We start from the raw sequence: 12,977 nt of genomic DNA, 5'->3' as shown, positions 1-12,977 counted from the left end.
GCTCATTTCTCGTAGACGGTGACCTCGACCGAGCCGCTGCGCTGGTCGAGGGTGATGCGCTGGGTCGTGACGGCATCGGTGGCGGAGTCTTCGCTGCGGACGCTCCAGCTGAGGCTCCCGTCGCTGCCGGGCTCCACAGTGCCCGACTCGACGTCGCCGCCGTCCGAACCCGGCAGACGGCTGTACTCCAGCGCGCCGCTGCCGAGGGTCGCGTCCAGCTCGAGCGCTGTGCCGGGATACAACTCGATGTAGGTGTAGCCGTAGCCCTTTGTCACAACGACGTCGCCCGCCCGGACGTCATCGCTGCCGGACAGCGGCGAGACCGACAGGGTCGTGCTGCCGAACGGCTGCACGACTGCCTGGTCGTAGCTGGCGGTGCCGAGGACTACGTTGCCGAGGGCGAAGCGATCGGGACCGGATGCCGCGGCCGCCGAACCGCCGATCACGAGCAGGACGATCGTCACGGCGGTCAGGAAGCCGCTGCGGCGGCGGGCCACGCCGGCGACGACCATCGCGAGGGCCGTGACCAGGGCTGCGGTGAACACGCCGATGGCTCCCGCGAAAGGAGTGGAGGCGGCGGCGAGGACGGCGAGGGCGCCGGCGACGAGCGCGGCACCGAGGGCGGTGAGCACGAACACGAAGCTCGTGCGCGGTCGGGTTGCCTGGCGGACGCGACGACGCTCCTCGGCTTCGCGGGCGAAGGCCGTTCCTGCGCTCTCACGTTCGCGCCGCGCCTGCTCGCGGGCCGCGCGGGCAGCGTCCTGCTGGCTGCGCTGCCACGTGTGGTGCTCCGTGCGCCATGCCTCCTGCCGGGCGCGCCAATCGGCGACCTGCGGGTCGGCGGTGTCGGCGGCTCCGGTCGTGGACTCGGCCGGCGCCCGACCGGCCGAGTCCACGACGCCCGCAGCAGCTGCCGCGAGGGGAGAGGTCGCGTCGTCACCCGAATGCGACGCGACGGTCGGGGCGGGCTGCGCGGAAGCCGTCTGCGCACCCGCCCACGGGGAGCGGTCGGCGCGGGCCGACCGGACGATGAAGTAGGTGGCGAGCCCGATGAGGGCGAGCACGATGATGACCCCGAAGCCGCCGAGGGGCGATCCGACGTCCCAGATCGATGACGGATACCCGCCGCCGAACGCCGCCCACACGGGCCACAGCAGCAGGTTCCGCAGCCACGGCACCACTGGGATGAAGCCGACGGCGGTGAGGATGAAGATGCCGGTCATGGCCGGGTCGTAGCGGCCGTGGAACAGCTCGCGGAGGTGGATGCGGCCGTCCGTGTCGGGCAGCAGCGCCCACGCGATCGCATAGACGAGCAACGCCGGGAACCCGAGCAGCGCCACCACGACGAAGATGCCGCGCACGATGAGGGGGTCGATCCGCAGGCGAGCCGCGAGGCCGCCGCACACACCGCCCAGCCAGGCGTCTCCCCGCACGATGCCGAGGCCTCGCACCCACGCGAAGAACCGGTCCGAGCCTGTCTGTACCCCAGGAGGGGCGGTCGGCGGTGGTCCCGGATCAGTGGGGGGAGCGGAGGTGGTGTCGGTCATGCTTCCACCCTGGCGGCGGTGAGACGGTGCCCGCTATGGGGTGATCCCCTGACCCTTCCCTGATCCTCGTGCCCCGGTGTGGTCGGGGGCGGCGGGCGATGATTGGATGGCGGCTTGCCCTCGAACGCGACTGTCACCGCCCCCGCGGTGCACACGGCGTTCGAGCGTCCCGCCCTGCGTCGGCCACGGGACTGCGTGGTCTCGGGCGTCTCCGCCGGGCTCGCGCGGCATCTCGGCTGGCCCGTCTGGATGGTGCGCACCACCTTCCTGGCGCTCACGCTCGTCTCGGGCGCCGGCGTGCTGCTTTATGCGTGGCTGTGGCTCTTCATGCCGTGGGACGACGTCGCGACCGGTGACCCCGCAGCAGAGGCGCACGGCCCGCAGGTGCCGACGCGCCGGGCGCCGGTGGCCTGGATCCTGACGGCCGGGTCCATCGTCGCCACGCTGGCGACGGTCGCGGCCATCGCCGTGTTCGCCGGCAACGGCGTCGTCGGAGCCTCGCTGCCCGGGTGGATCGGCGGCGTCTTCGTCGCGACGGCCGTGGCAGTCGCGGCAGGCTCGTGGGCCACGCTGGTCGATCGGCGCGACCCGGCGCGGGGTCCCCGGCACGAGAACGTCGTGCGCGCCGCGGTGACCATGGTGCTGATCGTGCTGCTGCTGGCGCAGCTCTCGACGCTCCAGCAGGTCGGAGTGGCCGGCTTCGTCTACGCCCTGATGCCGCTCGTGGGGATCGTGCTGGTGTACTCCTCGATGCTGGTGGACAAATGGCGCGAGCTGTCGGGGGAGCGTGTGCGTCGCATCCGCGAGGAGCAGCGCGCCGAGATGGCCGCTCACCTGCACGACTCGGTACTGCAGACACTGGCCCTCATCCAGAACCGCGCCGGCGCCTCCAGCGAGGTCGCCCGCCTCGCCCGCGCCCAGGAGCGCGAACTGCGCGCGTGGCTCTACGACGGCGATGCTCCCGCCGACAGCGACCTCGCCACCGATCTGCGCGACTACGCCGCCGCGCTCGAGCTCGACTATCCGGTGCGCATCGACGTCGTCTCGGCGGGACTGCCGGCGGAGCGTGCGAGCGGCGAGGTCGCAGCGGCATCCCGCGAGGCGATCCTGAACGCTGCCCGCCACGCCGGCGGTGACGTTTCGGTGTACATCGAGGGCAACGAGAACGCCGTGGACGTGTACGTCCGCGACCGGGGGCCCGGCTTCGACCTGGCCGATGTGCCCGACGACAGGCTCGGCATCCGTCAGTCCATCCTCGGCCGGATGCGGCGCGCCGGGGGATCCGCGACCGTGCGCCGCGGAGTGAGTGGAGGCACCGAGGTGCACCTGCGATTCGTGACTGCTCCCCAGGCGTTTCCTTCGGCCGCCGGCGCGCCAGGTGGAGCGACTGGCCGTGTGAACCCCGCAGATTCCGAAGTGGGAACGGGGGATGCACATGGCTGAGGCACCGGTGCGGGTCGTGATCGTGGACGACCACTCCATCTTCCGGTCGGGCCTGCGTGCCGACCTCGACGGCTCGATCGAGGTGGTCGGCGAGGCAGGTGATGCCGCCGCCGCCGTGTCGGTGATCGAGGCGACCCGGCCCGACGTCGTGCTGCTCGACGTGCACCTGCCGTCCGGGCAGGGCGCCGCGGCATCCGGTCCCGACGCGGCGGGCGGCGAAGCCGTGATCCGCGCTGCCGGCCCGGCGGTGCCGACGACGCGCTTCCTGGCGCTGAGCGTGTCGGATGCCGCGGAGGACGTGGTGCGGGTCATCCGCGCCGGCGCGCGCGGCTACATCACGAAGGGGTCGTCCGGAGCCGAAGTCAGCCGCGCGGTGCATGCCATCGCGGAGGGTGACGCAGTCTTCTCCCCGCGCCTCGCGGGCTTCGTGCTCGACGCCTTCGGCGCTGCCGTCGGCGAGACCGCCGCGACCAGCGACGAGCTCGATCGCCTGTCGGCGCGCGAGCAGGAGGTGATGCGGCTGATCGCCCGCGGCTATGCCTACAAGGAGGTCGCGGCCGAGCTGTTCATCTCGATGAAGACGGTCGAGTCGCACGTGTCGGCGGTGCTGCGCAAGCTGCAGCTGTCGTCGCGGTACGAGCTGACGGCGTGGGCATCGGAGCGCCGCCTGCTCTGAACCGCGTCCGCGGCCTTCAGGGCGTGCTCGCCTGTCGGAGAAGGTGAGGATCGCGCGACGTGGCCGGCATCTCTAGGCTCGGGACGTGGGAAGACCGCAGGGGAGCCTGATGCTCGGCGAGGTGCTCGGCGCGATCGTGCGCCGCGCCGCGGACGAGGTCGAGGCGACCCTGCCGGCCGCGGTCGCCGACGAGCCCGACGGTGTGCATCAGCACCGCGTGCGGGTGAGGCGCCTGCGCAGCGTGCTCGGCGGCTTCCGGGACGCACTCGACGCCCGCGCAGCCGAGCGGGTGCGCGTGGCCTACGCGGAGTGGGGGCGTGAACTCGGTGTCGTGCGCGACATCGAGGTGCGCGCCGAGGTCGCGGCCGAGATGCTGGCGCGGGCGGAGATCGACGATCCGGACGTGCGGCGGCGGCTCGTCGACAGCGAGCAGGAGGCGTATTCGGTGGCTCATCAGCGGCTGGTGGAGCTCGCAGCCTCTCCGCGCGCCGAAGAGCGCGCCCGCCTGCTGCGGGAGTTCGTCGATGCGGCGAATCCCGTGGAGCCCGATCGCGAGGCTGCGGAGGTGCTGTCCGCAGCGGTGGCGCGACAGGCGCGTCGCGTGGAGAAGGCTGAGTCCCGCCTCGACGGCACGGATGCGCGCTACCACGCCCTCCGCAAGGCCGCACGTCGCATGCGGTATGTGGCGGAATCCGTCACGGATGCCGCTCCCGAGCTGCGCACGAAGGAGATGGAGGCACTCGTCGAGGCCGGCGACGACATCCACGATGCGCTCGGCGCGCACCGCGACGCCATGCTGCTCGCCGAGCGGGTGGATCACGAAGCAGCCCTCGCCGGGCGCGCGGGGGAGCTGTCGCACGCGTACGACAGGATCGCCGAGGTGGCGCGGGACGAGGCGGCGGAACGCCTCGACGAGGTCCCGCAGGCGATGCGGCGACTGAAGGCCGCGGCATCCCGTCTTTCGTGAGCAACACCGGCCCACGTCCGGGGATGCGAGGTCGGCAGCGCGCCCGGCCGGTGTCGGCCGGGCGACCTAGACTTGGTGGGACATGACCGACGCCACTCCCACCGCGCCCGCTGCGGGGACCATTCGTCCGATCGTTCTCGACGGAGGCGCTGCGCCACGCTCTGGCGCGCGCTCCGATGAGGACCTGCTCGACGGACTCAACCCGCAGCAGCGCGAAGCCGTCACCTACCGCGGGCAGGCGCTGCTGATCGTGGCCGGTGCCGGCTCGGGCAAGACCAGCGTGCTCACGCGCCGCATCGCCTCGCTGCTGCGCAACCGCGAGGCGTGGCCCAGCCAGATCCTGGCGATCACGTTCACGAACAAGGCCGCCGGCGAGATGCGCGAGCGCGTCGAGCACCTGGTCGGCGATTCGGCGCGCGGCATGTGGATCTCGACGTTCCACTCGGCGTGCGTGCGCATCCTGCGCCGTGAGGCCGAGCAGTTCGGGTTCACGAAGTCGTTCACGATCTACGACTCGGGCGATTCCCGTGCGCTCATCAAGCGGCTCGTCAAAGAGCACGAGGCCGACGCCTTCGGGCTCACGCCCGCGGCCACGCAGTCGAAGATCTCGAAGTTGAAGAACGAGCTGGCGGATGCCGAGTCCTACGCCCGCACGGCGAACATGAGCGACCCTGCCGAGCGGGTCTTCGTCGACCTCTTCGCCGCGTACCAGCGCGAGCTGCAGCGGGCGAACGCATTCGACTTCGACGACCTCATCGGGCAGACGGTGTTCCTGTTCCGCGCCTTCCCGCAGGTGGCGGACGTGTACCGACGCCGGTTCCGGCACGTGCTCGTCGACGAGTACCAGGACACCAACCACGCGCAGTACGCGCTGATCCACGAGCTGACGCGCCCGCCCGGATCGGATGCCGCACCCTTCGCCGGCTCCGGCGGCATGATGATCTTCGAGGCCGAGCCGGCCGCCGAGGACGGTGCGTCGCTCACGGTCGTCGGTGACTCCGATCAGTCGATCTACGCGTTCCGCGGAGCCGACATCCGCAACATCAGCGAGTTCGAGAAGGACTATCCGGGCGCCAAGGTCGTGCTGCTCGAGCAGAACTACCGTTCGACCCAGAACATCCTGTCGGCCGCGAACGCCGTCATCAGCCACAACTTCGACCGCAAGGACAAGCGCCTCTGGACCGACGTCGGCGAGGGCGAGAAGATCATCGGCTTCACCGGCTACTCGCAGCACGACGAGGCGCAGTTCGTCGCCGACGAGATCGAGGCGCTGCGGCGCGCGGGCGTGGACTACTCGCAGATGGCGGTGTTCTACCGCACCAACTCGCAGTCCCGTGCGCTGGAAGAGATCTTCATCCGCTCCGCGCTGCCGTACAAGATCATGGGCGGCACGAAGTTCTACGAGCGCGCCGAGATCAAAGACGCGCTCGCGTACCTCGTGGCGGTCGCCAATCCCGCCGACGAGATGGCGATGCGCCGCATCATCAACCGGCCGCGACGCGGCATCGGCGATGTGACGATCGAGACCATCTCGCGCTACGCCGTCGATCAGCAGATCACGTTCCGCGACGCGCTCGCGAACTCGTCGGCGCTCGGGGTCGGCCCCAAGATCCAGGCGGCGATCGCCCATCTCGACGCGGTCCTGGCCGAGGCGACCGAGATCATGCTGCCCGCGTCGGGCGAGCTCGCACCGCCGACCGCCGTCGCCGACGGCCTGCAGCTGCTGCTGAACAAGAGCGGCTACTACGACGCGCTGCGTGCCAGCAAGGACGCGCAGGACGAGGCCCGCATCGAGAACCTCGACGAGATGGTCGCCGTGGCCCGCGAGTTCGCACGCAACAACCCCGAGGGCACGCTCCTCGACTTCCTCACCGAGGTGGCGCTCGTGTCGGACGCCGACGACCTCGAGGACGCCTCGGGCTCGGTGTCGCTGATGACCCTGCACACCGCCAAGGGCCTCGAATACGACGCGGTGTTCGTCACCGGCGTCGAGGAGGACCTCATCCCTCACCGCATCTCGGCGGGGGAGCCGGGCGGGCCGCAGGAGGAACGGCGCCTGTTCTACGTCGGCATCACGCGCGCCCGTCAGCGCCTCTACCTGTCGCTCGCGATGACCCGCGCCCAGTTCGGCGAGGTCACGGTCGCGATGCCCAGCCGCTTCCTGCAGGAGATCCCGCTCGAGCTGCTGCATTGGCGTCAGTCGCCGGGCGACGTCAACTCGCGCGGCGGCACGCAGTCGCGCGCGCTCAACGCGCGCCGCGGCGGCTTCGGCGGGTCCGGTTCCGGCTCAGGCAAGCGGTACGGTGACGATCTCGTGCCGCTCGCGCGCCGCGAGCCGACCGGCAACCTCGAGCGCTTCGCGAACAAGATCCCCTCGAAGGTGCGCGACAACGGCGATCTCGAGCTGGCGCCGGGCGACCGCATCCGTCACGACGACTTCGGCGAGGGTCGAGTGGATGCCGTCACGGGCGAGGGCGCGAAGCGCGTGGCGCACGTCCGCTTCGACTCGGCGGGGCCGAAGAAGCTGCTGATCAAGATCGCGCCGATCTCGAAGCTCTGACGGCGACTATTCCTCCGTCTCCCAGAGCGTGTAGCTGAACACTGTGCCGGCGATCGCCGCGGCGGCAGTCACCGCGACGGCCGAGATCAAGAGCGACCGTCGGGGAACGCGCGACCGACGTCGAGGCGTGAGGGAGCCGGCGGCGGCGGCGAGCTTCGCCCGCGCGGTGGCGAAGTCGATCCTGTCATCGGTGAGGCGCTGCGCCGGGTCGTGCCGGTGCAGCTCGTCGGCGATCTGCTCGTCAGTCCATCTCAACGGCGAACACACCCCCGCCCCGCGACGTGTGGCCGGTGCGAACGAGGATGCCGCGAAGGCGCTCTCTCGCCCTGCTGCCCCGCTTCCACATCGTCGGCAGCGACACCCCGAGGACCTCGGCGACGTCGGCGGCGGGCAGGTCGTCGACGTGCAGCATGACGAGAAGCTCGCGGTCGTGCGCGCTGAGCTCCGACAGAGCGCCGATCAACGGCGAATGATCCGTCTCTGATGATTCGGCGATCGTCGATGAGAGCGATTGCAGCAGACGCCGCTCGCGCTCCCGACGACGGTAGGCGTCGCCGATGAGGTTGCGCGCGGTGCCGTAGAGCCAACCGGCGTTGATCGGCGCCCGTCGCGCCTGCCGGATCGCGCGCACGTAGCACTCGGCGGCGAGGTCTTCCGAGAGCTGCTGATCGCCGACCCGACGGAACACGAAACGCACCAGCGAGGGGTAATGCGTTTCGAACAGCGACTCCATCGTCGCCGTCGAGCCGGGGGGATCGGTCACTCGAGGTCCTTATGCGCGTAAGCGATCAACGTAAGCACATCGCGGTCGCGGCGCCGGGCCCACGGTCGGGGACGTGTGGAGAACCCCCGGCGACGTTACCGAATCGTGATCCTCTCTGGTCAGGATCTCGAGCGCTCCGACAACTACATGTGCAGGCACGGCGGCCAGCCTCCGCCACCCGATCGCGGTCGCCTGGGCGACCTATCCGATGAGAAAGCAGGACCGATGACAGTTCCCTCGCCACGCCGGCGCTCCGCGCCCGGTGTCGCCCGCACCTGGTCGATCGTCGCCCTCACCGGCGCGCTTGTCGCCGGACTGATCGGGGGCCAGCCGGCGTGGGGAGTCGAGTCGGATCCGCCGCCGGAGCCGGCGGCGAGCGGTTCGATCTCGGGTGTCGTGACGACCGAAGCCGGCGAGCCGGCCGCGGACGTGCAGGTGGTCGCCCACCGCTATCGGTCGGACTGGAGCACGTGGATGTGGGAGACGTCGGCGCCCGCCGGCGCGGACGGCACCTACTCCCTCGCCGGGCTTCGCGACGGTGAGTACCGCATCGAGTTCCAGACCGGCTACGCGTCGGCGAGCTTGACACCCGAGTGGTGGGAGGATGCTGCGGACGTCTGGTCGGCGACGACCCTCACCGTCTCAGGCGGCACGGTGATCACCGGCATCAGCGCGAGCCTCAGCGCCGGCGCAACGATCAGCGGCACGGTGACCGATGAGTCCGGTGCACCGGTGCCGGGAGTGTCGGTCCGTGCGATCGACCCGGCCTTCGGGAACTGGAGCGGTTACACGAACACCGACGCCGCCGGCGCCTACGAGCTGACCGGTTTGAAGGCGGGCGGATACGCCATCGAGTTCGCTCCGCTCGGCGTGAGCGGTCCGGTCGCCGGTGAGTGGTGGGACGATGCGGCCTCTCGCGCGGACGCTGAGGTCGTCACTGTCTCCAGCGGCGGCTCGGTGTGGGGAATCGACGCCGTGCTCGCGGGGGCGGGGTCCATCTCTGGTGTCGTGACGGACACGACAGGCGCTCCGGCGCCGAACGCGTACATCGGTGTCTACCGCGCGAGCAGCGATGGCATCGGCGATTGGGCCGGATCGGCAGCAACCGATGCATCGGGTGCGTACAGCGTGACGGGGCTGGCCGTTGGTGAGTACAAGGTGCAGTTCTCGACTTGGGGATCTCTTCTCGGCGAGTGGTACGACGATGCGGCCGACGTCTGGTCGGCTACTCCCGTGACGGTGGAAGCCGGATCGACGACATCCGTCGACGGCGAACTCACGGTCGGGGCTACGATCGCCGGCGTCGTCACCGATGAGGCGGGGCAGCCGGTGGGCAACGTCGCGGTCTGGGCGCGGCCGACCGCCGGCGATGGAACACGTTTCCCGACCGGGGTGAGCACCTCGCCGGACGGCACCTACTCGCTGAGCGGGCTTGCCCCCGGCGACTACCGCGTGCAGTTCGAGACGGACCAGGCGGCGACGAACGTCGCTGGCGAGTGGTGGAACGATGCGAAGACCGAGGCGGCAGCTGACGTGCTGACGCTCGGGGAAGGCGAATCGGTAGCGGGCGTCAGTCCGGTGCTCTCGCCAGGAGCGGGGATCAGCGGAGTCGTTCGTGATGGCAGCGGGGCTCCGCTGACTGACGCGCAGGTCTCCTTGCACGCCGTCGATGGCACCTGGCTCGCGAACGCGTGGACAGCACCCGACGGCTCGTACCGCTTCCAGGGACTCGACACGGGCTCGTATCGCCTCGAATTCCGGACCCAGGTCGGTGAGCGGTCGTTCCTCAGCGAGTGGTGGAACAACGCGCCGGACCTCGCGTCCGCCGACGACCTCGTCACCGTCGCGGGGACCACCGCGGAGGGGATCGACGCGGTGCTCTCGGTCGAGGATGGCTCGGTGCTCGAGACGAACTCCGCCTCGCTTTCTGGCGTTGTGACCGATGCGACCGGGAATCCGCTCGAGGGCGTCAGCGTGTCGGTCGACGCCGGGACGTGGGGAGACGGCGCGCAGACCGATGCGAGCGGAGCGTGGTCGATGACCGCGCTGCCTGCGGGCTCGTACCGGGTGTCGTTCTCGGCCGAAGTAGACGGCGCACTCGTCACCGAGTGGTGGGAGAACGCGGCGGACTCCGACTCGGCGACCCCGATCCGCCTCGTGAATGCCGAGCAGCGCACCGGAATCGACGCCGTCCTCGGCTCAGCCGCCCTCCCGGTGCTCGACTCATCGATCCCGAAGGTCACCGGTCAGCTCCGCGTCGGCGCTGCCGTGAAGGCTCACCCGCGCGGGTGGACCGAGGGCACGCAGTTCGCGTTCCAGTGGCTCGCGGACGGCGAACCGATCGCCAACGAGACTGGTGCTTCGCTCGAGCTCACGCCTGACCTGGCGGGCGCGCGCCTGACCGTCGTGGTGACCGGATCACTGCCGGGCTACCAGAGCGTCATGCAGACGTCGGTGCCGACGGGGCCCGTCGCCACGCGCTAGAGCACTCATCGGCAACGAAGGGCCGGCTTCTCCAGGAGGGGTCGGCCCTCGGTCGTCCCCGGCGCACCGCGTTTCGTCTCGCCCCGCTCGCTCAGCGGCCCGACGCTGACGCGCCCCGCTCCACCAGGAGATGGTGGTGGGCGAGGCGGCGCAGTGCGAGCATGACCGGCTCGTACATCGCTGTGCCCAGCACGGCGTAGGTCACGGCGTCGGCGCGTGACATGCCCGCCATCGGCGCGACCTCGTGGGCCGCGACCTGGCGCATCGCGTCGCCGTAGCGGCCGAGTACGGCGGGTGAGGCATCCAACCCGGCCGCATCCAGGGCGCGCAGCGCCTCGTCGAGCTGAGCCACCGCGGTGAAGTCGGCGTCGTACGTGAGACCGAGGGCTGCGATCGCGTCGCGGGCGCGCGGGTAGTCGTCCCGGCCGCCTTCCACGTAGGGCGGCAGCGCGCCGACCGCGCGCCCGAGGGTCTCCATCGGGTCGTCGAGAGGGGAATCGACGAGGTCGAGCACTTCGCGCACCCGCACCAGGGGCAGGCCGCGCACATCGGCGAGCGCCGCGATCAGCCGCAGGCGGGCGAGGTGCTCCTCGCCGTACTCGGCGCGCGTCGCCGACAAGGTCTCCCCGCGAGGCAGCATGCCCTCGCGGATGTAGAACTTCACGGTCGCGACGGGGACACCGCTCCGCTCCGACAGCTCAGAGATCTTCATCGCGGCCCTCCCGACCCTTGTGGTGGATACTATAGCTATCTAATATTGGAGAGCGTAACTATCCAACGGAGGTCATCATGGACCCGATCCTCACGATCGTCGCCGGCGCGACGATCCTCACCGTCATCGGCATCATGTCGGGCGGCACGTTCCTGCTGCGGATCGCCTCGGGCGGTCTGCCGTTCAACGGCCTGCAGAAGACGTTCTTCCGGGCAGGGCACGCCCACGCCGGCGTCCTCGTGCTCCTCGGGCTGGTGAGCCTGCTGCTCACCACGGCCGCCGGTGCGGCGCTCGTCGTGCAGTGGGCGTCGGTCGGCGTGCTGGCCAGCGCGATCCTGATCCCCGGCGGGTTCTTCCTCTCGGTGCTCGGGCGCGACCCACAGCGTCCGGGGCGCGCCATCGCACTCCTGTGGGCGGGAGTCGTGGTGCTCGCGGCATCCCTTCTCGCGGTCGGCATCGGCGTGATCGTCGCGGGGGTCTCCGCACTGGGCTGAGCCTGCCCTGGGAACCGGGCGTGGGCCTCGCAGTGGCGGGTTAGGCTCGCACAATGGCCTTGTTCTCGCGCCGTCCGAAGAAGCCCGCCGAGCAGTCGACGCCCTCGCCCGAGTCGTCGCCGGCTGACGCGGCGACCGGCGACGCGACGCCCGCCCCCGACGCTCCCGCTGTGAGCGAGCAGGTACTGGGCGAAGAGTCCGCAGGCCCGGGGCGCGAGCAGGCGGCCGTCGACGGCGCCGACGCGACTCCGCCTGCAGGGGAGGGGGAGGCGGATGCCGCGGCATCGGTGTCGATCTCGGTCTCATCGTTCGGCGGGCTTGGCGTCACTCCCGCCGCCACTCAGCCCTCGGCACCGCAGGATCCGGCCGAGAGCGACCCGCCGATGCCGTCGGGCCCGCGTCCGCGACTCGGCACCCGCGAGTGGATGCGGACGGCGCCGGAGCAGACCGAGACCGTTCCGGGCCTCCGCGACAACGTCCTGCTGCGGGCAGCACTCGGCCGCGTCGGCGATGCGCCGGCGTCGCAGGCGCTGCTGGATGTCACGCGCCAGCTGCTGCAGGGGCACGTCTTCCTGCGCGTCAAGGGCGACGCGCGCACGCTTCTCGCCGAGGGGAAGGGACTGCCGCTGGCTGTCGCGACCGCCGGCGAACGAAGCTTCGCCCTCGTGTTCTCGAGCGGCGCCGCGCTGCAAGCCAGTCTGAAGGCCGACGGCGACACCGACACCTCGGCCATGGGCCAGCCGGTGCTCACCGTGCTGCGGCACGTCTTCGAGAGCTCGTACGACGGGATCATCATCGACCCCGCGTCGTCGCCGTCGCGTGCCGTGCTGCCGAAGGAGCTGCTGCAGCGCGCCGTCGATCAGGCCGACCCGCAGCTCACCGTCAAGACGCTGCTCGCCGCCGAGCGCACGCCCGAGGTCAACGGCAAGGTGGCGGAGGCTCTCACGCGAGTGCCGCTGTGGGTCGCCGTCGGCACGGCGGAAGGGGGAGTGCCGGGTCTCGCCGAGGCCCGCGACGCCGACGGGGCGCGCTACCTCGAGGTGTACTCGCACCCGCTCGAGGTCGCCGTCATGGGCCGCGGCGACAACGCCGCACCGATCACCGGCGCCCAGCTCTCGCAGGCGGTGCGTGGTGACACAGCCATCACCGGCGTCGTCGTGGACCCCGCGGGTCCGTGGATCCGCCTCACTCGCGACGAGCTCGGCCCGGTGCTCGCCCTGACCGACTGAGGGCTCGATCCGCCTGTCCCGGCTCGCTGCCGACCGGGCGGTCCCGCGTGCCATCCGGGGGTTGACATGCGCACGTCCGGGCGTACCCTATTCAACATAGGT

At 71.0% G+C, this 12,977-nt stretch carries 11 protein-coding genes; 7 read left to right on the top strand and 4 right to left on the bottom strand.

Annotated elements, in window-relative coordinates; translation table 11 throughout:
* Window positions 1-2: 2 nt before the first annotated feature.
* The gene (locus VIP82_RS13760) at window positions 3-1,547 is read right to left on the bottom strand and encodes a PspC domain-containing protein (RefSeq protein WP_331909527.1); all 1,545 of its coding nucleotides are present in this window, start codon (window positions 1,545-1,547) and stop codon (window positions 3-5) included.
* Window positions 1,548-1,661: 114 nt separating this feature from the next.
* Between VIP82_RS13760 and VIP82_RS13755 the strand changes: the two genes are divergently transcribed.
* The 4 genes from VIP82_RS13755 to VIP82_RS13740 all read left to right on the top strand — a co-directional run bounded on the left by VIP82_RS13755 (window position 1,662) and on the right by VIP82_RS13740 (window position 7,193).
* Entirely contained in the window at window positions 1,662-2,990 is a 1,329-nt protein-coding gene (locus VIP82_RS13755; RefSeq protein WP_331909525.1) for an ATP-binding protein, read from the top strand.
* Window positions 2,983-3,666: a LuxR C-terminal-related transcriptional regulator gene (locus tag VIP82_RS13750; RefSeq protein WP_331909523.1), complete on the top strand. Its 684-nt coding sequence runs from the start codon at window positions 2,983-2,985 to the stop codon at window positions 3,664-3,666. The genes VIP82_RS13755 and VIP82_RS13750 overlap by 8 nt, the downstream gene beginning before the upstream one ends.
* A gap of 85 nt (window positions 3,667-3,751) precedes the next feature.
* Window positions 3,752-4,633 (top strand): CHAD domain-containing protein, encoded by an 882-nt coding sequence (locus VIP82_RS13745; protein WP_331909521.1) that lies wholly within the window; start codon window positions 3,752-3,754, stop codon window positions 4,631-4,633.
* Window positions 4,634-4,715: 82 nt separating this feature from the next.
* Window positions 4,716-7,193, top strand: coding sequence for an ATP-dependent helicase (locus VIP82_RS13740; RefSeq protein ID WP_331909519.1), 2,478 nt, complete (start codon window positions 4,716-4,718; stop codon window positions 7,191-7,193).
* 6 nt (window positions 7,194-7,199) lie between these two features.
* Here VIP82_RS13740 and VIP82_RS13735 read toward each other — a convergent pair whose 3' ends face one another.
* Both VIP82_RS13735 and VIP82_RS13730 read right to left on the bottom strand, forming a co-directional pair.
* Complete coding sequence (locus VIP82_RS13735; RefSeq protein WP_331909517.1) at window positions 7,200-7,448, bottom strand: hypothetical protein; 249 nt, start codon at window positions 7,446-7,448, stop codon at window positions 7,200-7,202.
* The gene (locus tag VIP82_RS13730; protein WP_331909515.1) at window positions 7,435-7,956 is read right to left on the bottom strand and encodes an RNA polymerase sigma factor; all 522 of its coding nucleotides are present in this window, start codon (window positions 7,954-7,956) and stop codon (window positions 7,435-7,437) included. Before VIP82_RS13730 ends, VIP82_RS13735 begins: the two co-directional genes overlap by 14 nt.
* A 225-nt stretch (window positions 7,957-8,181) precedes the next feature.
* Here VIP82_RS13730 and VIP82_RS13725 point away from each other — a divergent pair, with 225 nt between their 5' ends.
* Window positions 8,182-10,440, top strand: coding sequence for a carboxypeptidase regulatory-like domain-containing protein (locus VIP82_RS13725; RefSeq protein WP_331909513.1), 2,259 nt, complete (start codon window positions 8,182-8,184; stop codon window positions 10,438-10,440).
* Between the two features lie 91 nt (window positions 10,441-10,531).
* On the opposite strand, the gene VIP82_RS13720 is transcribed toward VIP82_RS13725, so the two are convergent.
* The gene (locus VIP82_RS13720; RefSeq protein ID WP_331909511.1) at window positions 10,532-11,152 is read right to left on the bottom strand and encodes a MerR family transcriptional regulator; all 621 of its coding nucleotides are present in this window, start codon (window positions 11,150-11,152) and stop codon (window positions 10,532-10,534) included.
* 77 nt (window positions 11,153-11,229) lie between these two features.
* Between VIP82_RS13720 and VIP82_RS13715 the strand changes: the two genes are divergently transcribed.
* A complete protein-coding gene (locus VIP82_RS13715) occupies window positions 11,230-11,646 on the top strand; it encodes a hypothetical protein (protein ID WP_331909509.1) in 417 nt (138 codons plus the stop codon).
* Window positions 11,647-11,699: 53 nt separating this feature from the next.
* Complete coding sequence (locus VIP82_RS13710; RefSeq protein WP_331909507.1) at window positions 11,700-12,875, top strand: SseB family protein; 1,176 nt, start codon at window positions 11,700-11,702, stop codon at window positions 12,873-12,875.
* The last annotated feature ends 102 nt before the right edge of the window (window positions 12,876-12,977 follow it).

It is taken from the genome of Microbacterium sp. (assembly GCF_036566905.1).
Classification (GTDB): domain Bacteria; phylum Actinomycetota; class Actinomycetes; order Actinomycetales; family Microbacteriaceae; genus Microbacterium.
Note: the sequence above shows the minus strand (reverse complement) of the source record. Positions and strands in the feature narration are given on the sequence as shown.